This is a genomic window from Nonomuraea sp. NPDC054003, from assembly GCF_055585125.1.
On sequence record NZ_JBVJKR010000023.1, the window covers coordinates 55,165 to 77,904 of the forward strand.

The window sequence follows — 22,740 nt, forward strand, 5'->3', positions numbered from 1 at the left end:
GCCCACCTCCCTTCAGTAATATGTCACATACGCCGGAGGTTGAAAAGGCGGTGAAAGGACCGGCCCATGGGGCCCGTACCATCGATGACGTGAAGCTACCCACGGACCATCACTCCCCCCTCGTACGGCGCCTGTTCTCCTTCTGGGCGCCGACACCCGCGACCATGCGGGGCTGGGCGCTGGCTTCCGTGGTGGTCAACGCCGGCATCACCGTGAGCGGCGCGGTGGTGCGCGTCACCGGCTCGGGCCTGGGCTGCCCGACCTGGCCGCGCTGCACCCCCGACAGCTTCGTCCCGGTCGCGCACCCCGAGGTCGACCCCCTCAACATGGCCATCGAGTTCGGCAACCGGCTGGTGACGTTCCTGGTGCTGGTGGTGGGCCTGGCCTGCGTCGTCGCGGCGATGCGGCTGTCGCCGCGGCGCGAGTCGCTGGTGCGGCTGGCCTGGCTGCAGCCGGTGGGCATCGCCGCGCAGGCGCTGTGGGGCGGCGTGGTGGTCGGCACCATGCTCAACCCGATCACGGTGAGCATGCACTTCCTGCTGTCGATCGGCCTGACCGCCGCCTGCTGGGCGCTCTACGCGCGCGCCGGCGAGGGTGACGCGCCGGCCCGCCCGGTGGTCCACCGCGACCTCCGGCGGCTCGGGCAGGTCCTGGTGGCGGCGGTGTTCGTGCTGGTGGTCGCGGGCGTGGTGGTGACGGGTACGGGGCCGCACTCGGGTGACGTGGTGGCCTCGCGGTTCGGCTTCGACATCGAGACCGTGGCGCGGCTGCACGCCGACGTCGCCTACCTGGTGGTCGGGCTGACGTTCGCGCTGGCGTTCGCGCTGCGCGTGACCGGCGCGCCCCTGCGGGCCCGCCGGGCGGCGTGGACGCTCCTGGCGGTGGAGCTGCTGCAGGGCGTGATCGGCTACGTCCAGTACTTCCTGGGCGTGCCCGCCGCCCTGGTGACGCTGCACGTGCTCGGCTCGACCCTGGTGTGGATCTGCGCGCTCCGGGTGGTCACCGCGCTGCGCACGCACGACCCGCTGGACGAGCCCGCCGCCCGGCCCGTCGCCGAGGCCGCCGCCCCCGCCTGACCGGGCCCCGGCCACTCCCCCACCCGGTCGCCCTCCGCGACCCGTGCCTGTCTGTCAGGCTTTGGGGTGAGAAGTCCGCCACTCCCCCACCGCCGCGAGGCGCCTTTCGCGGCATTCGTCCGCCCCTCCCGGAGCTCAGCCGGGCGCGTAACCGGCCGTGCCGGCGGGCGCGGGCGGCACCGGGAACTCCGCGCGGGCCGTGCTCATGCACTCCAGCAGGGCCCGCTGCTCCTCGTGGAAGGTCTGCTCGTCCACCATGCGCCGGGCGGCGCGCTCGTGCAGCAGCCCCAGCTCGGTCGCGGCGAGTTGGTAGTCGCTCATCGCGCGCAGCCCTTTCCTGCCGCCGTACATGCGGGCCCACTGGCGGGCGTGCCTGCGCCGGGGCAGCGCCGACAGCATGTGGATGTCGTCCCTGGTCACCAGCTTGGTCGGCTCGTACGGGGGCAGGTAGAGCTGGATGAGCGCGACGATGCGGCGCCGGTCGCGGACCACGACGCCGATCAGCACCACGAGCACCACCATCAGCACCAGGTAGGCGACGACCAGCCCGGGGAAGCCGCCGTACGAGACGAGCCCGTTCCAGAGTCCGTGCAGGATCATCGCGCCCGACCAGCCGGCCATGATGGAGAAGGTCCGCTCCGGCCCGTGCCGCTGCGCCGCGAAGGCGACCGCCACCCCGATCATCGAGGTGAACAACGGATGCGCGAACGGCGACAGGATGCCGCGCAGCACCACGGTGACGGCCAGCCCCACCCCGCCGGCCTCGGAGTTGAGCGCGGCCAGGTAGTAGCTGACGTTCTCGCTCATGGCGAAGCCGAGCCCGACCATGCTGGCGTAGATGATGCCGTCGGTGAGCCCGTCGAGCTCGAACCTGCGGAAGCGCAGCATCCCGAGCAGGACGAGCCCTTTCATCGTCTCCTCGACGACGGGGGCGCCGAAGGTGGCCGCGATGTTGCGGGCGCTGGCCTCCGACAGGTTGACGGTGTCCATGATGTAGTGCAGGTTGAGCGAGTTGACCACGCCCGCGACCAGCACGGCCACGCCCGCCCCCCAGGCGAAGGCGAAGATCAGGTTGCTGCGCGGCTCCGGCTCCATCCGGTCGAGCGCGAGCACGGCGGCCAGCAGCAGCGGCACCGGCGCCAGAGCCAGGGCCAGCGCGATGAAGAACTGCACCGGCTCGCCGTTGAGCACGTCGAAGGAGAACGACACGAGCGTGCAGATGCCGGTGAGGACCAGCCCGATGATCAACGCTGACGACGGGCGGTCCTTGAACACCCAGCGTGGATCATGGGACGGCATACGGTGACTGTAACCGATCAGGAATGTGATGTCCTACCTGCGATTCGGTTACAGGCGGCAAGGGATCAGGACAGCAGCGGGTCGATGGCGACGGCCAGGAACAGCAGCGCCAGATAGGCGTTCGACCAGTGGAAGAACCGCATCGGCCGCAGGTCGACCCCGGTCTTGCCGGCGTTGAGCCGGGTCAGCAGGGCGTGCACCTCCCACAGGCACAGCGCGCCCAGCACGGCGGCCACCGCCGGGTAGAGCAGCGTGGTGCCGGCGACCGGCCACAGGGCCAGCGAGCACAGCACGGTCGCCCAGGTGTAGGCGATCGACTCCAGGATCACCCGGCGCTCGGTGGCGACCACGGGCAGCATCGGGACCTTGGCCGCCGCGTAGTCCTCCTTGTAGCGCATGGCCAGGGTCCAGGTGTGCGGCGGCGTCCAGAAGAACACCACGCCGAAGAGCACCAGCGGCGCCCAGTCGAGCCGCTCGGTGATGCCCGCCCAGCCGATCAGCACCGGCATGCAGCCCGCGATGCCGCCCCACACGATGTTCTGCGCGGTGCGCCGCTTGAGAATCAGCGAGTAGACCAGCACGTAGTAGAGGATCGCGGCGGTCGACAGCGCGGCCGCGAGCCAGTTGGTCGTCAGCCACAGCCCCGCGGTGGACAGCACGCCCAGCACGATGCCGAAGACCAGCGCGGCCCGCGGCGACACCTGGTGCCTGGCCAGCGGCCGGCGCCGGGTGCGGCGCATCTTCTGGTCGATGTCGCGGTCGATGTAGCAGTTGAGCGCGTTGGCGCTGCCCGCCGAGAGCGTGCCGAACACCATGACCGACACCGCCGTCCACAGCGGCGGCAGGCCGCCGGCCGCCAGGAACATCACGGGCAGCGTCGAGATCAGCAGCAGCTCGATGACGCGCGGCTTGGTGAGGGCTACGTAGGCCATGACGACCTCACCGATCGACCGCGGCGCGGGATGCGCCGGAGTGGTCTCCCTGTGGCCGGGGGCGTCGTGCGGCCTGCTCGCCTGCCTGTTCGTCAGCACCGTCAAGGCGCTTCCAGCACGTGCGGAGTCAACGCGTAACCTCGGATTGAAGCGGATTCGTGAGGGCAGCCGGGGCGTCCCTGGGAACAAGCAAACTGTAGTCGCAGGGATGGGCGGTCCGGCCAAGGGGGTGCGTGGGCCTGTTCGCGGACACGCTCGGGTGGATAGGGAATCGATGGCCGTCTCCACTCGGTTAGGGTCCCGTGTGGGCGGGATTTTGCCAACAGGCACCATCAGCAGACGAAGAGATTCCGGAGATCGAGCTTGAGCACCGAACTCGTGCCAGCCCTTGAGTGGACCGACCTCGACAAGCAGGCTGTCGACGTGGTCCGAGCGCTGGCGATGGACGCAGTGGAGAAGGCGGGCTCGGGACACCCAGGCACCGCGATGAGTCTGGCTCCCGCCGCATACCTGCTCTTCCAGCGTGCGATGCGGCACGACCCGACCGATCCCAACTGGATCGGCCGCGACCGCTTCGTGCTCTCCGCCGGGCACACCAGCCTGACGCTGTACATCCAGCTCTACCTGTCGGGCTACGGGCTCACGCTGGACGACCTGCGGCGGCTGCGCCAGTGGGACAGCCTCACGCCCGGTCACCCGGAGCACGGCCACACCGCCGGCGTGGAGACCACGACGGGCCCGCTGGGCCAGGGCCTGGGCAACGCCGTGGGCATGGCGATGGCGGCCCGCCGCGAGCGCGGCCTGTTCGACCCGGACGCCGAGCCGGGCCGGTCGCCGTTCGACCACCACATCTGGTGCGTCGTCAGCGACGGCGACATCGAGGAGGGCATCAGCCACGAGGCCAGCTCGCTCGCCGGCCACCAGAAGCTGGGCAACCTCATCGTCATCTGGGACGACAACCGCATCTCCATCGAGGACGACACCCTCATCGCCAAGTCCGAGGACGTGGTCAAGCGCTACGAGGCCTACGGCTGGCACACCCTGAGCGTCGACTGGACCCAGTCCGGCGACTACGCCGAGGACGTGCAGGCGCTGCACGAGGCGCTGGAGGCGGCCAAGGCCGAGACCGACCGTCCCTCGTTCGTCCGGCTGCGCACGATCATCGGCTGGCCCTCACCCAACAAGCAGAACACCGGCAAGATCCACGGCTCGGCGCTCGGCGCCGAGGAGGTCGCCGCCACCAAGCAGGTGCTCGGCATGGACCCCGCCAAGACCTTCGACGTGCCCGCCGAGGTGCTCCAGCACGCCCGCGAGGTGGCCGCCCGCGGCCGTCACGAGCACGCCGAGTGGGAGCACGGCTACCGGCGCTGGCGCTCGGCCCACCCGGAGCGGGCCGCGGAGCTCGACCGCATCTCCCACCGTGAGCTGCCCGCCGGCTGGGCGGGCGCGCTGCCGTCGTTCGACGTGGGCGGCTCGATCTCCACCCGCAAGGCCTCCGGCGAGGTGCTGAGCGCGCTCGCGCCGGTGCTGCCCGAGCTGTGGGGCGGCTCGGCCGACCTGGCCGAGTCCAACAACACCACGATGAAGGGCGAGCCGTCCTTCATCCCCGAGGAGTTCCAGACCAAGGAGTTCCCCGGCAACCGCTACGGCCGCACGCTCCACTTCGGCATCCGCGAGCACGCCATGGGCGCCATTCTCAACGGCATCGCGCTGCACGGCGGCACCCGCCCCTACGGCGGCACGTTCCTGGTGTTCTCCGACTACATGCGCCCGTCGGTGCGGCTGGCCGCGCTGATGAAGCTGCCGGTCGTGTACGTGTGGACGCACGACTCCATCGGCCTGGGCGAGGACGGCCCGACCCACCAGCCGATCGAGCACCTGTGGTCGCTGCGCGCCATCCCCGGCCTGGACGTGGTGCGCCCGGCCGACGCCAACGAGACGGCCGCGGCCTGGAAGGCGGTGCTGGAGCACACCGACCGGCCCGCGGCGCTCGCGCTGACCCGGCAGAACCTGCCGGTCCTGGAGGGCACCAGCGCCGACGGCGTGGCCCACGGCGGCTACGTCCTGCGCGAGGCCTCCGACGGCCAGCCCAAGGTCATCCTCATCGCGACCGGCAGCGAGGTGGAGATCGCGATCCACGGCCGCGAACTGCTGGAGTCGCAAGGCATTCCGGCACGGGTCGTGTCGATGCCGTGTGTCGAGTGGTTCAAGGGGCAGGACTCCGCATACAGGCAGACCGTCCTGCCGTCGTCGATCCGGGCTCGGGTCGCGGTCGAGGCGGGCATCGCCCTCGGCTGGCACGAGTTCGTCGGAGAGTGCGGCGAGGTCGTGAGCCTCGAACACTTCGGCGCCTCCGCGCCGTACAGGACGTTGTACGAGCAGTTCGGGCTGACGGCGGAGCGCGTGGCCGCGGCGGCCAGGGCGTCCCTGGCCAAGCTGGGCCAGGACAAGGGCGAGACGACGGGAAACTGAGTGACATGAGCGAGATCCTGAAGAAGCTGTCGGGCCAGGGCGTGGCCATCTGGCTCGACGACATCAGCCGCGAGCGCCTGCGCACGGGCAACCTGGAGCAGCTGATCCGCGAGAAGAACGTCGTCGGGGTGACGTCCAACCCGACGATCTTCGCCAGCGCGCTGAGCAAGGGCGACGCGTACGACACGCAGATGCACGACCTGGCGGTGCGCGGCGTCGACATCGGCGAGGCGGTGCGCGCCATCACCACCTACGACATCCGGTGGGCCGCCGACGTGCTGCGCCCGGTGTACGACTCCACCTCGGGCGTCGACGGCCGGGTGTCGCTGGAGGTCGACCCGCGCCTGGCGCGCGACACCGAGAAGACGGTCGCCGAGGCGAGGGCGCTGTGGTGGCTGGTCGACCGGCCCAACCTGTTCATCAAGATCCCGGCGACCCTCGAAGGCCTGCCGGCGATCACGCAGGCGATCGGCGAGGGCATCAGCGTCAACGTCACGCTGATCTTCTCCCTGGAACGCTACCGCGCCGTGATGGACGCCTGGCTGGCCGGTCTGGAGGCCGCCCAGGCCAAGGGGCTCAACCTCGCGACGATCGAGTCGGTGGCGTCGTTCTTCGTCAGCCGCGTCGACACCGAGATCGACGGCCGGCTCGACAAGCTCGGCAGGCCCGAGCTGAAGGGCAAGGCCGCCGTCGCCAACGCGCGCCTGGCCTACGCCGCGTTCGAGGAGATCATGAACACCGACCGCTGGCAGCGCCTGCGCGCCGCCGGCGCCCGGCCGCAGCGCCCGCTGTGGGCCTCGACCGGCGTCAAGAACCCCGACTACGCCGACACCATGTACGTCGACCAGCTGGTGGCGCCCGGCACGGTCAACACCATGCCGGAGAAGACGCTCGACGCGACCGCCGACCACGGCGACGTCGGCGGTGACAGTGTGCGTCCCTTCTACGAGCAGGCCTGGAACACCATGGCCGAGCTCAAGGACGCCGGCATCGACTACGACGACGTGGTGCGGGTGCTGGAGGATGAGGGTGTGCAGAAGTTCGAGGCGTCCTGGAACGAACTGCTCGACAGCGTACGCAAGAACCTGGTCCCCTAGACCGCCGGCGCCGCGGCGAGGAGCCCGGCTCCTCCGCCGCGGCGCACCCGCACAGGAGGTTTGAGATGAGTGACCCGGCAGGGCCCCCGGAGGAGGCGCTCGCGGTCGCGGCCGCCGTCGCCGGCACCTCGACGACGATCGAGGTGGCGGCCGCCAACCCGCTGCGCGACCCGCGTGACAAGCGGCTGCCGCGGGTGGCGGGCCCGTGTGTGATGGTGCTGTTCGGCGTGACGGGTGACCTGGCCAAACGCAAGCTGCTGCCGGCCATCTACGACCTGGGCAACCGAGGGCTGCTGCCGCCCGGTTTCTCGCTGGTCGGGTTCGCCCGGCGTGATTGGCAGGACCAGGATTTCGCCCAGCTGACGCATGACGCGGTGAAGACGCACGCCCGGACCCCGTTCCGTGAGGAGGTCTGGCGGCAGCTGCGCGAGGGCATCCATTTCGTGCCGGGCGAGTTCTCCGACGACGGCGCGTTCGACGCGCTGGCGATGGCGCTGCGGGAGATCGACGAGCTGCGCGGCACGGGCGGCAACTACGCGTTCTACCTCTCGGTGCCGCCGAAGTTCTTCCCCGTGGTGGTGGAGCAGCTCAAGCGGACGGGGCTGGCGCAGGCGCCCGACGGCTCGTGGCGGCGGGTGGTGATCGAGAAGCCGTTCGGCCACGACCTGAAGTCGGCGCACGAGCTGAACGAGATCACCACGTCGGCTTTCCCGGAGAGCTCGATCTTCCGGATCGACCACTACCTGGGCAAGGAGACCGTCCAGAACATCATGGCGCTGCGGTTCGCCAACAACCTGTACGAACCGATCTGGAACCGCAGCTTCGTCGACCACGTGCAGATCACGATGGCCGAGGACATCGGCATCGGCGGCCGGGCCGGCTACTACGACGGCATCGGCGCGGCCCGCGACGTGATCCAGAACCACCTGCTGCAGTTGCTGGCGCTGGTGGCGATGGAGGATCCGACCTCCTTCGACGCCAAGGCGCTGCGCCGCGAGAAGGAGAAGGTGCTCAGGGCCGTGCGGCTGCCGTCCGACCTGGCGCTCAACACGGCGCGCGGCCAGTACGCCGCGGGCTGGCAGGGCGGCCAGAAGGTGGCCGGCTACCTCCAGGAGGACGGCATCTCGTCCGACTCGATGACCGAGACGTACGCCGCGGTCAAGCTGGAGATCGCCAACCGGCGCTGGGCCGGCGTGCCGTTCTACCTGCGCACCGGCAAGCGGCTGGGCCGCCGGGTGACCGAGGTGGCGGTGGTGTTCCAGCGGGCTCCCCACCTGCCGTTCAGCAAGGACGACACCGAGATATTGGGGCAGAACGCGCTGGTGGTGCGGGTGCAGCCGGACGAGGGCATCACGGTGCGGTTCGGCTCGAAGGTGCCGGGCACCGCGATGGAGGTGCGCGACGTGTCCATGGACTTCGCCTACGGCGAGTCGTTCCTGGAGACGTCGCCCGAGGCGTACGAGCGGCTGCTGCTCGACGTGATGATCGGCGACCCGCCGCTCTTCCCGCACCAGCGCGAGGTGGAGCTGTCGTGGACGATCCTCGACCCGATCGAGGAGTTCTGGGCCACCCAGGGGCAGCCGGAGCCCTACCCCTCCGGGTCGTGGGGGCCGCCGTCGGCCGACGAGATGATGGCCCGCGACGGGCGCGTGTGGAGGAGGCTCTAGTGACAGGCGTTGGACGCGGCACGAGACCGGCGCGGGAGGCGTCGTGACTACCTTCATGCTGGCCGACACGACGGCGGGGAAGATCTCCAGCCAGCTCACGCAGCTGCGCCACCAGATGGGCGCGCCCGCGGTCGGCATGGTGCTGACGCTGGTGGTGGTGTGCGAGGAGCGCGACCAGTACGACTCGGTGCGCGCGGCCACCGAGGCGGCGCGCGAGCACCCGTCCCGCATCATCGTGGTGATCAACAGGGAGACCGAGGAGGCCAACCGGCTCGACGCCGAGCTGCGCATCGGCGAGTCCGCGCCGGGCGAGACGGTGGTGCTGCGGCTGTACGGGGAGCTGACCGACCACGCCGACTCGGTGGTGAGCCCGCTGCTGCTGCCCGACACGCCGGTGGTCGCCTGGTGGCCCGGCCGGGCGCCCGACGTGCCGTCGGAGGACTCGATCGGGACGCTCGCCCAGCGGCGGCTCACCGACGCCAGGTCCGCCCCCGACGGGGTCGCCGCCCTGGTGGCCAGGGCCAAGGGCTACTCGGCCGGCGACACCGACCTGGCGTGGGCGCGGCTGACGCCGTGGCGCAGCCTGCTGGCGGCTGCGTTCGACCAGCCGGTGGGCAAGGTGTACGGCGGGCAGGTGGCGGCCTCCGCCGACAACCCGAGCGCGCCGCTGCTGGCCGCCTGGCTGGCGGAGCGGCTCGACGTGCCGGTCGGCACCGCCGAGTCCGACGGGCCCGGGCTCACCGAGGTGCGGCTCACGCTCGACGACGGCGAGCTGTCGGTGACGCGCGACGACGCCCGGGTGGCCACCCTGTCGCGTCCCGGCCAGCCCGACCGGAACGTGGCCCTGACCCGGCGCCACCTGTCCGAGCTGCTCGCCGAGGAGCTGCGCCGGCTCGACTCCGACGAGACCTACGAGCTGGCCGTCAAGCGCCTGGCCCGGACGTACGCACACTAAGGTGATACGGGTGAGCGTTCCCACTGTTGTCGTGCACCGCGACGCCGATGTGCTGGCCAAGGCCGTGGCCGCGCGGATCATCACCCGGCTGGTCGACGCGCAGTCCGCGAAGGGCTCCGCGTCCCTGGTGCTGACCGGCGGCACCGTCGGCATCGCCACGCTGGCCGCCATCCGCGAGACCCCCGCCAGAGACGCCGTCGACTGGCGGCGTCTCGACATCTGGTGGGGCGACGAGCGGTTCCTGCCCTCGGGCGACCCCGAGCGCAACGAGACGGGCGCCCGGCAGGCGCTGCTCGACCACGTCGACGTCGACCCGTCGCGGGTCCATGTGATGGCCGGGCCCGACTCGGGCCTGTCGGCGGAGGAGTCGGCCGACGCCTACGCCACCGAGCTGGCCAAGGCCGCCCGGCCCGAGGACCACGGGCCGGCGCCCAGCTTCGACGTGATGCTGCTGGGCATGGGCCCCGACGCGCACGTAGCGTCGCTGTTCCCCGGGATGCCGGCGCTCTACGACACCCGCCCGGCGGTGGCGGTGCACGGCGCCCCGAAGCCGCCGCCGACCCGGATCACGCTGACGCTGCCGGTGATCCAGGGCTCGCGCGAGGTGTGGGTGGTGGCGGCCGGCGAGGAGAAGTCCGGCGCCGTCCGCCTGGCCCTGGAGGAGTCCGGCCCGGTGCAGGTCCCGGCGGCGGGCGCGCGCGCCCGCGGCCGCACCCTGTTCCTGCTGGACCGCGCGGCGGCCAGCAAGATCCCGCCCGGCCTGGGCCGCATCGCCTCCCCCTGACCCTCTGTCCTCCGGGCCGCCGCCGGCGTTCGCCGGGGCGGCCCCTGTCATGTCCGCACCGTCATCGAGATCGCCAGCGGCACGACCGCCCACGCGGCGAGCACCGCGACGGGTTTCCTGCTCAGGACACCCCGCCCGCCGACCTGCTCCGGGGCATCGGGGTGGTCGCGGCGGGCGAGTCCCTCCTGGCTCCGACCGTCACCCGGTGCCTGATCCGCCGGTTCGTGCACCGGGCGCCGGGCGCCGGGCGCCCCATCACCGGCCGCGAGCGCGAGGTCCTCGTGCTCGTGGCCGGAGGCCTGTCCAACATGAAGATCGCCGAGTCCTTGCACGTCAGTCTGAGCACGGTGAAGACCCACGTCAGCAGCCTGCTGCTCAAGATCGGCGCGCGCTCCCGCGTCCATCTGGTCATCGCCGCCCACGAGACCGGCCTCGTCTGACGCGCCCGTCCCCCGGCGCCCACCCCGCCCGGCGCCCGCGATGAAAGTTTCATCCCTCCGGCCCGGCCGGGCGCGCACCCCGGGCACCGCTGCCGACCTGCGCCGACCCGTGGTTCATGACGGCCGGCGAGGCGTGGCGCGACCGGTTGTGAGCGGCGCCGGGGCCGGGGGTTCTTTCCGTGATCCCGGTGCTGTGCTTGAGTCGGCAGCATTCGGAAAGCGCTTACCGGGAGTTGGACGATGCGCCTCAGAACGCTCCTCGCTTGCGCCGGCCTCGTAGCCGGCACCCTCGCGGCGGTGTCACCCGCGCACGCCGCCTCCACCCGGTACGAGGCCGAATCCGCACCGGCGGTCTGCACCGGCGCCATCGAGTCCAACTGGGCCGGCTACTCCGGCAGCGGCTTCTGCAACGGCGCCAACGCCGCCGGCGCCCACGCCCAGTTCACCGTGACCGCCGGGGCCGGCGGCGCCGCCACGCTCCGGATCCGCTTCGCCAACGGGACCACGGGTTCCCGGCCCGCCGGGCTGACCGTGAACGGCGCCGCGGCGGGGACCCTGTCCTTCGAGGGCACCGGCGCCTGGTCCACGTGGCGGACCGCGACCGTGACCGTCCCGGTGAACTCCGGCGCCAACACCGTCCGGCTGAGCCCGACGACCTCCGCGGGCCTGCCCAACCTGGACTACCTGGACGCCGAGACCGGCGGCGAGCAGCCGGCGACCACCCTCTACGTGGCGACGAACGGCGACGACACCGGCCCGGGGACCCTGGCCTCGCCGCTGCGCACGATCCAGCGGGCGGTGGACCTGGCGCAGCCCGGTCACACGATCCTCATCCGGGGCGGCACGTACGCGCCGGGCACGAACATCCGGATCCTCAAGGACGGCACTCCCGCGCAGCCGATCACCATGACCGCCCACGACGGCGAGCGGGTGATCATCGACGGCGAGAACATGCCCCACACGCCGGGCGCGGTCGGCTCCAGCATCCCGCGCGCCGAGCGCGGCGCCGTCCACATCGAGGGCGACCACTGGCGGCTGGCCGGCCTGGAGATCGTCAACGGCCCGTACGGGATCTTCGGCCTGGACGCCAGCGGCAACGTCTTCGACCGCCTGGTCACCAGGGACAACTACGAGTCGGGCCTGCACCTGCAGGGCGCGTCGAGCGGCAACCTGATCGTCGACCTCGACAGCCACGGCAACCGCGACCCGCGCAAGAACGGCGAGAGCGCCGACGGGGTCGCGATCAAGGAGGGGTCCGGCAGCGGCAACGTGATCCGCGGCGCCCGGCTGTGGAACAACTCCGACGACGGCCTGGACTTCTGGATGTTCCTCGGGCAGGTCACCGTGGAGTCGTCCGTGGCCTGGGGCAACGGGTTCAACCGGTGGAACCTGCCTGACTACACCGGCGACGGCAACGGCTTCAAGCTCGGCGGCGGCGACCCGGACCCGGCGGTCGGCCATGCCGTGCGCAACTCCATGGCCTTCGACAACGCGGTGCACGGCTTCACCGACAACGGCAACCCCGGCCGGTTGGTGACCGACCGCAGCACCGCCTGGCGCAACGGCGGCACCGGCTTCGACTACGCCGACTCGGTCTCCGTCCTGACCAGGAACCTGTCGGTGGCGAACCGGACGCAGGCCGCGCCGGGCTCGTCGTCGAGCTCCGGCAACTCCTGGGACCTCGGCGGCACGTGGACGCTCGCGAGCACCGACAGCGGCACGATCACCGGCCCGCGCGCCGCGGACGGCTCGATCCGCTCCTCGTCCTTCCTGCGGCCCGCCAACGGCGCGGACGTCGGCGCCCGCCTCTGACCGACCTCACCAGCCACAGCGAGACCAGCCTGAGAAGACCAGCCTGAGAAGAGAGGTAAGACAAGGATGAGACGAGCAGGCGCATGGCGGCTCCCGGCCGCGCTGTCCACGGCGGCCCTGGTGGCCGCGCTGGGTGTGGCCTTACCGGCACTGAACGCCACGGCGGCCGTCGGCAGCGCCACCGGCTACGCGACCGCCAACGGCGGCACCACCGGCGGCGCGGGCGGGCAGACGGTGCGGGCCACCACGGGCACCGCCATCCACGCGGCCCTGTGCAACCGGGCCAGCAGCAGCACCCCGATCACCATCGAGGTCGAGGGCACCATCAACCACGGCAACACCACCAAGGTGTCGGGCGGAAGCTGCAACACCGCCGCCGGGGTGATCGAGCTCAAGCAGATCAGCAACGTCACGATCATCGGGGTCGGCAACGGCGCCGTCTTCGACCAGCTCGGCATCCACATCCGCGAGGCCAGCAACATCATCATCCAGAACGTGACCGTACGGAACGTCAAGAAGTCGGGCTCGCCCACCTCCAACGGCGGCGACGCCATCGGGATGGAGAGCGACGTACGCAACGTCTGGGTCGACCACGTCACCCTGGAGGCCTCGGGCGGCGAGTCGGAGGGGTTCGACGGCCTGTTCGACATGAAGGACAACACCCAGTACGTGACGCTGTCGTACAGCATCCTGCGCAACTCCGGCCGCGGCGGGCTCATCGGGTCCAGTGAGAGCGACCGTTCGAACGGCTTCGTCACCTTCCACCACAACCTGTACGAGAACATCGACTCCCGTACGCCCCTGCTGCGCGGCGGCGTCGCGCACATCTACAACAACTCGTACGTGAGCATCCACGAGTCCGGCATCAACTCCCGGGCCGGGGGGCGGGCCAAGGTGGAGAACAACTACTTCAGGAACTCCAAGGACGTGCTGGGCACCTTCTACACCAGTGAGGCCGGCTACTGGCAGGTCGCCGGCAACATCTTCGACAACGTGACCTGGTCCAGCCGCAGCGGCGACAACAACCCCGCCGGGCCCAACCCGCAGTCCAACACCAGCGTGAGCGTCCCGTACGGCTACAGCATGGACGGGGCCTCGTGCGTGCCGAACGTCGTCGCCCAGACGGCGGGCGCCAACAAGGGCATGCGGGTGTCGAACGGCAGCTGCACGCCGCAGACACCGGGGCCGACCCCCACGAACAGCCCCACCCCGACGGTCAGCCCGACGCCGACGACCACGCCGACGGGCGGCGGGACCAACCTCAGCATCGGGGCCGGCGCCGACGGCTCCAGCAAGGCCTCCGGGACGAGCTACGGCAACGTGATCGACGGCAACGCGGGCACCCACTGGTCGCCGAGCGGCTCGACCGGTGACATCTCGGTCAAGTGGGGTTCGGCGAAGACGGTGTCCAGGGTCGTCATCCGTGAGGCGTCGGGCTCCTCGATCGGGTCCTGGCAGCTCGTCAACCACGACAATTCCGCCGTGCTGGCATCCGGCAGCGGGGCGGGCGCCATCACCTTCACCCCCACCACGCTGAAGAAGATCACCTTCCGGATCACCGGTTCGTCCGGCACGCCGAGGGTCGCCGAGTTCGAGACCTACAGCGGCTAGCACCTGAGCGAGGGCGGGGCCACCGGGCGGCCCCGCCCTTTCGGCTGGTTCGGGCGACGTGGAAGCCTGCCCGCCGGAAGGGCCGTGACCGCCCTGGCCGGGGAGCGGGACTCTCACCGGCTCCCCGCGGGCTTGCGGTAGGTGACGAGCTTGTCGTCCTTCCCCGGGTACGCCATGATCAGCAGCCGCTGGGTGCCCCTCTCCTCGCCCTTCCACGGGAACCAGGCGTGGTGGACGCGGATGCGGTAGCGGCCCCGGCGGCCGCCGGGCGACAGGTCGGGCAGTACGATGCCGGCCAGGACGTCTTGGAACACCAGCTCGCCGTCCGTGCTGGTGTAGCCGGCCTCGGTGACGTGGTCCCAGCCCTTCGTCTCCACCGGCGGGCGGCGGGAGTACGTCTCCAGGGTGACGCAGAGGTGGTACTCGGAGTCCACCGACACCGTCAGGTGCCCGGGGCCGGACTCGACCAGGTCGTCGTGCCGGCCGCCGCCGGGATCGCCGGTGCCCGCCGTGTCCCGCATCTCCAGTCCGGTCTCCGGCCACACCGGGTCATCAAGCCGGACCGCCTTGACGGGCTCGATGAGCGGACGGTGGCGCGGGGTGGCGGCGCACTTGGCCCGCTCCTCGGCATGGAACGCGGCGAACTCCTGGTCGTCCGCCTCCCGCTCGGTCTTGACCTTCGCCGCGGCGGCGGGGCAGATGTGGTCGATCGCCCAGTACAGGTCCCGGACCCGCAGTCCTTCCACGGACTCGACCCGGGCCAGCTCGCGCGGGTCGTCACGGGTGTAGACACCGCACAGGCTCCGGCCGTAGGCGAGCAGCGCCTGGTCGGGCATGGTGGCGGGGATGTCCAGGACCTGGCCGGTGCGTATCTCGCAGATGAACGCGCCCTCGCCCGTGAGCGGCGCGGGCTCCACCCCCGTCTGCCGGCGGTCCGGTGGTGAACAGTCGGCGGCGGTGGTGACCGTGCCCAGCGACCGGTCGGCGGCCGGGACGAAGATCAGCGCCACGGCCGTGGCGAGCGCCATCGCGAACACCCGGCGCCCCCGCCGGGCGGCGGGCGGGGCCGCGTACAGGAGGAACAGGACGAGGGCGGAGACCGCGAGCGCCGCGCTGTACCAGAGCGGCGAGAGGCCGAACACGAGCTGACCGTCCAGGCCCCCGCCGAACTGCCCGTCCGGGTAGACGGCGAGCCGCTCCTCGGCCATCTCGGGAACGACCTGCCAGTCCTCCTCCGGCCGCGCCGTGAGCGCCGTCACGACGCCCGCCGCGGCGGCGAGGACGAGGAACAGGATCGTGCCGGTCAGCAGCCGCCTGCTCCTGCGGATGACGGCCACCAGGACGAGCACGGCCGGGGCGCCCACCCCGACGAGCACGTCCACGGCGACCCAGGCCAGGCCCGCCGGGTAACTGGAGTACTCGCGGAAGAACATGTCCACCGCGCCCCTGGGGCCGATCCAGAAGGGCATCCCCTGGGCGAGGTTGACGGCGGCCGGGACCGACGGCAGCACCACGGCCACGGCGGCGAGCGGCCACGGGCGCACCGCCGCCCGCTCGCCCCGGCGCGTGGACGGCTCCGGTGGCGGCCCGGCCAGTTCGTGGGCCGTCCGCGCCATCCAGATCAGCTCGAAGACGCTCAGGATGGTGCGGACCATGAGGATCACCGTGCCGTGGTCCGCGATGCCGCCGAACCCGACGATCATGAACGATCCGGACGACAGCGACGCCAGCACCGCCGCGACCATGCCCGCCCGCACGGTGCCCCGGCTCCAGCGCCCGTCCCGGGCCTGCCCGATCAGCACCGGCACCACCCACAGCAGGTGGAGCACGTTGCCCAGCCGCGGCAGGTCCCAGTACTGCCCCAGGCCGTAGGCGACGATGGCGACCAGGTCCACGGCGGTGTCGGCCAGGCCCGCCACGAGTGCCCCGATCCGCAGCCACCGGGGGACGGATCCGGCGAGGACCACGAAGAACAGCCAGACGATGGCGAACTGGGTCAACGTGCCGGGCAGTTCGAGCCACCACTGGTACGGGATCGGCGCCTCGTACGCCAGGGCGCAGGCAAGGCTCACGTACAGCGCGGCCCGCAGCAGCCGCACCGGCCGCGCCAGGACAGGCGCCTCGCCGGCCCGCCGCCCGCGCAGGATCTGCCACAGGGCCCAGCCGGTCAGGATCCCGCCCCCGACCAGGATGACCTCCACCCACCAGGTGTAGGGCACCATGTCCGTACCCCAGCCGTGCACGACGAGCGCCCGCAGCACGGCGGCGTCGCCGGTGACCAGCGCGAAGACGCCGGCGACCACGGCGGCGCCCCCGAAGGCGACGGCGATCGGGGCGGCGATCCAGCCGAAACGGTAACGGCGCACGGGACATCTCCCGAGAAGGGGAACGGGTGAACGAAAGGCGATCAACGCTAGCGAGCCGTCCTGAGAACGATCAAGGCCGCGGCAGTGGGAACGAGCCGGGCCACCGCCCCGCTGTGGTGAGCCGCCTGGTGACGGCGTCAGGCGGGCGGGGCGGTGAGGCAGGCGTGCAAGCGGCGGGCCTGGCGGACGAGTTCGCTGCCGGGTCGGCGGCTCGCCAGTTCGGCGATCACCGGTGACTCGCCCCGCGCACCCACCCAGGAGGCCACGTCGGCCGCGAGCGACACCATCCGGGTGTGCCCCGCGGTGGCCCGCTCCCCCGGCCCCGGCAGAGAGGCGGTCAGCCAGCCGGCCATCACCTCCCACACCTCCCGGTGCGCGCCCTTCAGCGCCGCCTCCCTGAGCGCCGCGAGAGCGCGCTTCGGCCCTTCCCCGCCGTGCCGCAGCACCTCGGCGAGCGTCCGGCCGGCCTCCTCCCCCGCCACACCGCCCCCCGCGGCCAGTCGCAGGAACGCCTCCACCGCCAGGTCCTGGCCGTCGTCGACCAGCGAGTACGCCAGCATCAACGACATCCCGGGCCCCGCCGGGCCGTCGCCGTCGGCCAGCAGGGCGACGTCGGCGGGTTTGTACGCGCCGAAGTACCCGCGGCGTCCCGGATCCGGCTCTCGGCCCCCGGTTCGACCAGCTCCCTGACCATCGCGCTGGCCCACATGCTCGCGTGCCACCACGGCGCTCCCCTGAACTCGTTGTCGGGGGTCGCGTGCCGGGTCAGCGCGGCGGGCAGCCGGTCGCGTTCCGGCCCCGCGAAGAGCCTGACGAACGCGTTCAGCCAGCGCTCGGTCCTGATCCAGCTGGACTCCTTGGGCATGAAGTTGCCCAGCTCACCGGGAGTGCGGAGCGGCGGCGGCATCGGGGCGGCCTGGGGCGCGGGCGGCAGCGTGCCGGGCGTGAACGTCTCCGGCTCCGCCGCCACGTCGCCTCCGAAGACCGCGGCCAGCGCGGCTCCCTCGTGGGCGGGGAGCGTCGCCACCGCCTCGCGCAGTGTCTCGGCTCCGGCCGGCCCGAACCGGGCCGCGTGCTTGACGGCCAGCCTCACCGCGCGCTCGCGGGCGCCGGCGGCCTCGCAGAGCAGGGCGGCGGCCAGCGCGGGCGCGTAGGCGTCGAGGTCGTCGTCGCCGTCCTTGAGCAGCCGGTCGAGCCAGGCCAGGCCGGCCCGTACGAGCTTGCCCTCCTTGCGGAACAGCAGGCTCTGGACGGCCTCGCCGGCGTCGGCGGCGGGCACCGGACCGCCCCGCTGGACCTGCTTGAGCGCCAGGTCGGCGACGTTGGCCGCGGACGCGGGCAGCAGCGCCAGGTAGTCGCCCAGGCGGCCGGCGACCTCCTCGGGGGCGGGGTCGAGCCGCTCGTGGAGACGGACGAAGAAGCGCAGGCCGGTGGCCTCGCCGCCGCGCAGGAACCGGGTGAGGCAGCCGTCGAGCAGCACCTGCCGGGCGATCCTGCCGGTACGGGCGAGCTCGGCGAGTGCGGCGGGCCAGGCGTCGTCGGTGAGCAGCCGGCCCGCGCCCTCGGTCTCGAACAGCCTGGGCTCCATCGTGTCCAGGAGCGGGTCGCCGGACAGCCGGTCGGGCGGGGTGCCGACGATCCAGGCGAGGGTGAGCGGGTCGCGCGCGGGCGGGACGGCGCCCGTGTGGCGCAGCAGCCTCAGGGCGAGCTGGACGCGCCGGTCGCGGGTGGGGCGGGTACCGCGCAGCCGCAGCGCGAAGCGTACGGCGAGGTCCTGCTGCCAGGCGACCGGCCGGGCGGACACGACGTCGAGGATGAACGGCACGTCGTCGCGCCCGGGCTCGTCCCACTGGCGCTGCAGGTCTGGCCTGCTGAGCCAGGTGGCGACAGCGGCGGCGCCCGCGATGGTGGCGGCCCCGGCGACCCGCATCGGCTCGATCCAGAGGTCATGCCGCGACCAGCGGACGTGCTCGTGGTACTCGGGTAACTCGTACATCGACCGGCCCCTCCTGCCGGCGAGCTCGCGGACCGCGGCCATGCGCTGTTCGGCGCGCTCGTGCTCCCTGCGCCGGCCGGCCTCCTGGGCGACGGGCAGGTGTCCCGGCAGGGCGGCGGCCACTTCGCGGCGCTGCTCGTCGTCGAGCCCCGTCACCAGCTTGACCACGGCGGGCGTGTCTACCGCCTCGATGGCGGCCCTGACCTCTTCCCAGGCGTTCGTCATGATCGGGACCTTAGGGTGTCCCGCCGACAAATCGCGGGATCGTCAGGCGGCCAGGGCGTCGATCTCGGCCAGGAGTGCCTTCTTGCGCTCCCGGGCCAGGTAGGACGCCGTCACCGCGTTGCGGGCGAGCTGGGCCAGCTCCGTACGGCCGAGGCCGAAGACGCGGGCCGCCACGCGGTACTCGCCGGCCAGGGTGGTGGCGAACATGGGCGGGTCGTCGCTGTTGAGCGTGACGAACAGGCCCTCCTCCAGCAGGCGCGGCAGCGGGTGGTCCTCGATCCGCGCCACCTGGCCGGTGCACACGTTGGAGGTGGGGCACACGTCCAGCGGGAGCTGCGTCTCGCGCAGGTGGGCGACGAGCCGGGGATCGGCCAGGCAGGCGATGCCGTGACCGACGCGCTCGGCGCCGAGGCCCTCGATGACCTCCCAGACGGTCTCGGGCCCGGTCATCTCGCCGCCGTGCGGGACGCTGTGCAGCCCCGCCGCCCGCGCGGCGGCGAACGCGTCGCGGAAGGCGTCGCGGTAGCGGGGCCGCCGCTGCTCGATCCCGCCCAGGCCGAAACCTACCAATGCCGCGGGAGGTTCTTCGAGCGCGTGGTCGAGCGTGATCTTCGCGGCCTCCTCGCCGAACTCGCCGGGGATGTCGAAGATGTACGCGATCTCGACCCCGTGCTCGTCGAGCGACCGCCGCGCGGCCAGGTCGAGCGCCCGGGTGACCTCGCCTCTGGGGATCCCGGTGATGTGGTGCGCGTACGGGGTGACCTGCAGCTCGGCATAGCGCCCGCCCTGTCCCGCCAGGTCGCGGGCCAGCCCGGTGACGAGGGTGGCGATGTCCTCCGGCTCGCGGACCAGCGCGTTGACGGCCGCGTACACCTGGGCGAAGTGCGGGAAGTCGCGGAAGGTGTAGAACGCGCGCAGCTCCTCCTCGCTCGTGGGCACGCCGTTGCCGGGGTGGCGGCGGGCCAGCTCCAGCACGGTGGGCACGGAGGCGGATCCGACCAGGTGGACGTGGAGTTCGACCTTGGGCAGGGCGTCGATGAAGGCGTCGATGGTCATGCCGACGACCTTAGGCCGGGCCCGGCTTCGCCCGGAAGGTTTTCCGCCTGAATCTGCCATCATCTTGTCAGATTCTCCCTGACCCTCGGCTGGCTCTGCGGCACTCCTCCCACCGTGCGGACACCGGTCCTCACATCGGCGACCTCGTATTCATGTCCGTCCTCCTGGTGCTGGCGGCGTCCGGCGCTCCGCCCGGCCACGCGCACGGGGGCGGTTCGCTAGCCGTGGTGGACCTGGACCTGGACCTGCGACCTTGTCCGCGTCCTGCCGGAGCGGAGCGGGAGTCGAAGGGGAACCGGCCACGAGCTGTGCTCGGCCGGGCGGCCGGCATGACCTTCGTGACCACGCCGTCGTACATGGCCGCGCCGTCGTACATGGCCGCGCCGTCGTACATGGCCGCGCCGTCGTACATGGCCGCGCCGTCGTACATGGCCGCGCCGTCGCTCATGGCCGGTGGCGCCTCTGCCCCGGGAGACGTTAGCCGTTCAGTCGGGCGCGGGCGTGGCGTTCCTCGCGGCGGGCCACGTCGAGCCGGTGGGCGGCGGCCTCCAGCCGTTTGCGCGCCTTGGCCAGCCTCTTCTCCAGCCGGGCCACCTTGTCGGCGCGCTCGCCGTGCTCCCGCTCGGCCTCGGCGAGAGTCTCGCTCCACTCGCGGTGCGCGGCCTCGGCCTCCGCCCGCTCCTTCGCCTCCCTGGCCTCGGTCTCGGCCCGTTCCTTCGCCTTCCGGGCCTCGTCCTCCTCCGGCGGGGGCGGCTTCTTCCTGCGGGCCGCCGGAGCGGCGCTCACGGGAGCGGGCGCGAAACCGCTGTAGCTGAGCGGCTTGGCCAGACGGCCGCGGCGCACCTCATCGGCGGCGTCCGCGTCCACGACGGCGGCGTCGAGCGTCTGGTCCACCTCCGCCGCGGCGGCGGCCGACAGGTCCGCCGCCTCCCTGATCAGCCGGGACAGCCGGCCGGTCACCTCGCCGCGCCGCCGGGTCGCCGCGGCCAGCGCGTCGGAGTCCTGGGCCGCCCACGCCGCGCGCAGCTCCTCGCCGACGGCCAGCAGCTCGCCCAGCTCGTCCGCGTGCTCGCGGGCGGCGCGGTTCACCGCCCAGGCGGAGACGGTGGGCTTGCGCAGCTTGCCGATCTCGCGGGCCAGCGCGGCGTCGCCCGCCTCCTTGGCCGCCCGGGCCTCGGCGGTGCGGGCCGCGGTGAAATCGGACGGCGGCAGCGCATACAGCCGCCCGGCCACCTCATCAAGATCCACACATGTGAGGTACCCCACATGGCCGGTTTTCTAGCGCATAGTGGAGACAGCCCACTCGAACGGAGGCCGCCCGTGTTCGAGCGCTTCACCGACCGTGCCCGCCAGGTCGTCGTCCTCGCCCAGGTGGAGGCCAGGGCCATGCGTCACAACTACATCGGCACCGAGCACCTGCTGCTCGGTCTCATGCGGGAGGGCGAGGGGGCGTCCGCGCGCGTACTGGCCGACTGCGGGGCGAGCCTGGAGCCGGTGCGGGAGTTCGTGGTGCGCGAGATCGGCACCGGCGAGAGCGGGCCAGACGAGCACATCCCGTTCACCCCCAGGGCCAAGAAGGTGCTGGAGCTGTCGCTGCGCGAGGCGTTGCAGCTCCGCCACACCTACATCTCCAGCGAGCACATCCTGCTCGGCCTGCTCAAGGAGGGCCAGGGCCTGGGCGCGCAGGCGCTCGCGGCGACGGGGGCCGACTTCGTCGCGATACGGCAGCGCGTCCTGGACCGGCTGGACCGGGGCCCGAAGGAGCGGCCGGGTGAGACGTACTTCACCGCGAGTTCGACGGTGGCCCAGCGGCTCGCGCAGATCCAGGAGAGCCTCGAACGCATCGAGCGGCATCTCGGCATCGGGCCGGAGCCCGGCCCGTCAGACTGACGTCATGGCGCCGACGGGCAGCCGCCCCTCCACCACGCCGGGGTCGTCGGTGTAGGCGAGCGTGGCGCCCAGCGAGACGAGCAGCCTGCGCATGCGTACGTTGTCGGCGAGCATGGAGGTCCGGACCTCGGCGTAGCCCAGGTCCCTGGCCTCCCGCACGAGCGCCCTGGCCATGACCGAGCCCAGCCCGCGCCCCTGCCAGCGGTCCTCGACCAGGAACGCCATCTCGGCGATGCCCGGATCGGCGGTGAAGACGAGGTTGGCCAGCGCGACCACCTGCCCGTCGTTGCCCGCCACCAGCGAGTGGCCGCGGCGGCGGTCGCACAGCCGCTCGAACATGCGCGGCGGCAGCGACGGCATCGCGGTGAAGTAGCGGAACCGGCGCGACTCCGGCGAGCAACGGTCGTGCAGGTCGCGTACCGCCTCGCGGTAGACCGGGGTGAGTGGCTTGATCACGACCTCGGCGCCGTCGGCCAGCTTGACCGCGGTCTCACCGCCCGCCTGCTCCGCGGGCGGCTGGGCCAGCCGGGCGAAGGAGGCGGCCCTGGCGGCCTCGGTCAGGGTGAACGGCAGCTCCGCGCGGCGCAGCCGCACAGCTCTCTTGGCCGCGACCGGCACGACAAGCTGGGTCGGATCAGGCAAATCACTCACCGCATCACCATAGGTCCACCTGGCGTCGTCCGCGCGCAGCAGCTCCGCCAGCAGCTCGGGGAGCCGCCACGGCATGGCGCGCAGCCGGGAGGCGAGCAGCAGGGCGCGGGTGGGCTCGTCGGTCAGCTCGTGCGCGGTCGCGGGCACGACCACGACGCGCCGCCCGCCGGCCGCTTCGAGCGCCTCGCGCACCGTCTCGGGGTTCGCGGGGATGTCGGCGACGAACTCGTCCACGGTGCCGTCAGGGTCGGACTGGACGCTCAGGCCGAGAATGTTGCCACCCCGCTCGGCGAGCGCGGCGGCGAGGGAGGCGAGTCGTCCGGGACGCTCGTCGACGGTGGTGCGGATGCGCAGAAATCCCATATGAGAAGGATGCCGGGTACCTGTTACGTTGCCGCTAACGTCGTGTTT

The 22,740-nt window shown here is 72.2% G+C and carries 19 protein-coding genes; 10 read left to right on the forward strand and 9 right to left on the reverse strand.

Translation table 11 applies throughout. The annotated features are described in order from the left end of the window. Window positions 1–89: 89 nt before the first annotated feature. Window positions 90–1,076, forward strand: coding sequence for a COX15/CtaA family protein (locus tag ACZ6YG_RS41030; protein ID WP_261808505.1), 987 nt, complete (start codon window positions 90–92; stop codon window positions 1,074–1,076). A 135-nt stretch (window positions 1,077–1,211) separates the two neighbouring features. On the opposite strand, the gene ACZ6YG_RS41035 is transcribed toward ACZ6YG_RS41030, so the two are convergent. Both ACZ6YG_RS41035 and ACZ6YG_RS41040 read right to left on the reverse strand, forming a co-directional pair. Then, window positions 1,212–2,375, reverse strand: coding sequence for a PrsW family intramembrane metalloprotease (locus tag ACZ6YG_RS41035; protein WP_148031283.1), 1,164 nt, complete (start codon window positions 2,373–2,375; stop codon window positions 1,212–1,214). Between the two features lie 65 nt (window positions 2,376–2,440). After that, window positions 2,441–3,412 carry a heme o synthase gene (locus ACZ6YG_RS41040; protein ID WP_466020923.1) on the reverse strand — a complete coding sequence of 324 codons (972 nt, stop codon included), beginning with the start codon at window positions 3,410–3,412 and terminating at the stop codon, window positions 2,441–2,443. A 336-nt stretch (window positions 3,413–3,748) separates the two neighbouring features. On the opposite strand from ACZ6YG_RS41040, the gene tkt reads away from it, so the two are divergent. The 8 genes from tkt (at window position 3,749) to ACZ6YG_RS41080 (ending at window position 14,145) form a co-directional block, all read left to right on the forward strand. Beyond that, a complete protein-coding gene (gene tkt, locus ACZ6YG_RS41045) occupies window positions 3,749–5,779 on the forward strand; it encodes a transketolase (RefSeq protein WP_261808859.1) in 2,031 nt (676 codons plus the stop codon). A gap of 5 nt (window positions 5,780–5,784) precedes the next feature. Beyond that, window positions 5,785–6,876, forward strand: a complete 1,092-nt coding sequence (gene tal / locus ACZ6YG_RS41050) for a transaldolase (RefSeq protein ID WP_148031281.1) — start codon at window positions 5,785–5,787, stop codon at window positions 6,874–6,876. Between the two features lie 65 nt (window positions 6,877–6,941). Next, window positions 6,942–8,543, forward strand: coding sequence for a glucose-6-phosphate dehydrogenase (gene zwf / locus ACZ6YG_RS41055; RefSeq protein ID WP_246640637.1), 1,602 nt, complete (start codon window positions 6,942–6,944; stop codon window positions 8,541–8,543). 43 nt (window positions 8,544–8,586) lie between these two features. Beyond that, on the forward strand, window positions 8,587–9,498 hold the full coding sequence (locus ACZ6YG_RS41060) for a glucose-6-phosphate dehydrogenase assembly protein OpcA (protein ID WP_378525330.1): 912 nt from the start codon (window positions 8,587–8,589) through the stop codon (window positions 9,496–9,498). 10 nt (window positions 9,499–9,508) lie between these two features. Next, window positions 9,509–10,282: a 6-phosphogluconolactonase gene (gene pgl, locus ACZ6YG_RS41065; RefSeq protein ID WP_466020924.1), complete on the forward strand. Its 774-nt coding sequence runs from the start codon at window positions 9,509–9,511 to the stop codon at window positions 10,280–10,282. A gap of 161 nt (window positions 10,283–10,443) precedes the next feature. Next, window positions 10,444–10,722: a response regulator transcription factor gene (locus ACZ6YG_RS41070; protein ID WP_466020925.1), complete on the forward strand. Its 279-nt coding sequence runs from the start codon at window positions 10,444–10,446 to the stop codon at window positions 10,720–10,722. A 240-nt stretch (window positions 10,723–10,962) separates the two neighbouring features. Beyond that, entirely contained in the window at window positions 10,963–12,534 is a 1,572-nt protein-coding gene (locus tag ACZ6YG_RS41075) for a right-handed parallel beta-helix repeat-containing protein (protein ID WP_466020926.1), read from the forward strand. Window positions 12,535–12,600: 66 nt separating this feature from the next. After that, window positions 12,601–14,145: a pectate lyase family protein gene (locus ACZ6YG_RS41080; RefSeq protein ID WP_466020927.1), complete on the forward strand. Its 1,545-nt coding sequence runs from the start codon at window positions 12,601–12,603 to the stop codon at window positions 14,143–14,145. Window positions 14,146–14,258: 113 nt separating this feature from the next. Here ACZ6YG_RS41080 and ACZ6YG_RS41085 read toward each other — a convergent pair whose 3' ends face one another. The 6 genes from ACZ6YG_RS41085 to ACZ6YG_RS41110 all read right to left on the reverse strand — a co-directional run bounded on the left by ACZ6YG_RS41085 (window position 14,259) and on the right by ACZ6YG_RS41110 (window position 21,036). After that, window positions 14,259–16,511, reverse strand: a complete 2,253-nt coding sequence (locus ACZ6YG_RS41085; RefSeq protein WP_466020928.1) for a hypothetical protein — start codon at window positions 16,509–16,511, stop codon at window positions 14,259–14,261. A 137-nt stretch (window positions 16,512–16,648) separates the two neighbouring features. Continuing rightward, complete coding sequence (locus tag ACZ6YG_RS41090; RefSeq protein WP_466020929.1) at window positions 16,649–17,080, reverse strand: hypothetical protein; 432 nt, start codon at window positions 17,078–17,080, stop codon at window positions 16,649–16,651. Continuing rightward, window positions 17,071–18,732: a hypothetical protein gene (locus ACZ6YG_RS41095; RefSeq protein WP_466020930.1), complete on the reverse strand. Its 1,662-nt coding sequence runs from the start codon at window positions 18,730–18,732 to the stop codon at window positions 17,071–17,073. Before ACZ6YG_RS41095 ends, ACZ6YG_RS41090 begins: the two co-directional genes overlap by 10 nt. Before the next feature lie 42 nt (window positions 18,733–18,774). Further along, a complete protein-coding gene (add, locus tag ACZ6YG_RS41100) occupies window positions 18,775–19,788 on the reverse strand; it encodes an adenosine deaminase (RefSeq protein ID WP_364230480.1) in 1,014 nt (337 codons plus the stop codon). 130 nt (window positions 19,789–19,918) lie between these two features. Further along, window positions 19,919–20,236: a hypothetical protein gene (locus tag ACZ6YG_RS41105; RefSeq protein WP_466020931.1), complete on the reverse strand. Its 318-nt coding sequence runs from the start codon at window positions 20,234–20,236 to the stop codon at window positions 19,919–19,921. A 29-nt stretch (window positions 20,237–20,265) separates the two neighbouring features. Then, window positions 20,266–21,036 (reverse strand): hypothetical protein, encoded by a 771-nt coding sequence (locus tag ACZ6YG_RS41110; RefSeq protein ID WP_466020932.1) that lies wholly within the window; start codon window positions 21,034–21,036, stop codon window positions 20,266–20,268. A gap of 72 nt (window positions 21,037–21,108) precedes the next feature. On the opposite strand from ACZ6YG_RS41110, the gene ACZ6YG_RS41115 reads away from it, so the two are divergent. Next, window positions 21,109–21,678: a Clp protease N-terminal domain-containing protein gene (locus tag ACZ6YG_RS41115; protein WP_148031272.1), complete on the forward strand. Its 570-nt coding sequence runs from the start codon at window positions 21,109–21,111 to the stop codon at window positions 21,676–21,678. Here the strand turns inward: ACZ6YG_RS41115 and ACZ6YG_RS41120 are convergent. Further along, on the reverse strand, window positions 21,670–22,692 hold the full coding sequence (locus ACZ6YG_RS41120; protein WP_466020933.1) for a GNAT family N-acetyltransferase: 1,023 nt from the start codon (window positions 22,690–22,692) through the stop codon (window positions 21,670–21,672). The two genes, ACZ6YG_RS41115 and ACZ6YG_RS41120, sit on opposite strands and share 9 nt — an antisense overlap. Window positions 22,693–22,740 lie beyond the last annotated feature (48 nt).

Bases quoted from the DNA above. Each gene is read 5' to 3' on its own strand.
- ACZ6YG_RS41035 (WP_148031283.1), bottom strand. From the start codon at position 2,375: ATGCCGTCCCATGATCCACGCTGGGTGTTCAAGGACCGCCCGTCGTCA.
- tkt (WP_261808859.1), top strand. From the start codon at position 3,749: ATGGACGCAGTGGAGAAGGCGGGCTCGGGACACCCAGGCACCGCGATG.
- tal (WP_148031281.1), top strand. From the start codon at position 5,785: ATGAGCGAGATCCTGAAGAAGCTGTCGGGCCAGGGCGTGGCCATCTGG.
- zwf (WP_246640637.1), top strand. From the start codon at position 6,942: ATGAGTGACCCGGCAGGGCCCCCGGAGGAGGCGCTCGCGGTCGCGGCC.
- ACZ6YG_RS41075 (WP_466020926.1), top strand. From the start codon at position 10,963: ATGCGCCTCAGAACGCTCCTCGCTTGCGCCGGCCTCGTAGCCGGCACC.
- ACZ6YG_RS41080 (WP_466020927.1), top strand. From the start codon at position 12,601: ATGAGACGAGCAGGCGCATGGCGGCTCCCGGCCGCGCTGTCCACGGCG.
- ACZ6YG_RS41090 (WP_466020929.1), bottom strand. From the start codon at position 17,080: ATGTCGTTGATGCTGGCGTACTCGCTGGTCGACGACGGCCAGGACCTG.
- ACZ6YG_RS41095 (WP_466020930.1), bottom strand. From the start codon at position 18,732: ATGACGAACGCCTGGGAAGAGGTCAGGGCCGCCATCGAGGCGGTAGAC.
- add (WP_364230480.1), bottom strand. From the start codon at position 19,788: ATGACCATCGACGCCTTCATCGACGCCCTGCCCAAGGTCGAACTCCAC.
- ACZ6YG_RS41105 (WP_466020931.1), bottom strand. From the start codon at position 20,236: ATGAGCGACGGCGCGGCCATGTACGACGGCGCGGCCATGTACGACGGC.
- ACZ6YG_RS41120 (WP_466020933.1), bottom strand. From the start codon at position 22,692: ATGGGATTTCTGCGCATCCGCACCACCGTCGACGAGCGTCCCGGACGA.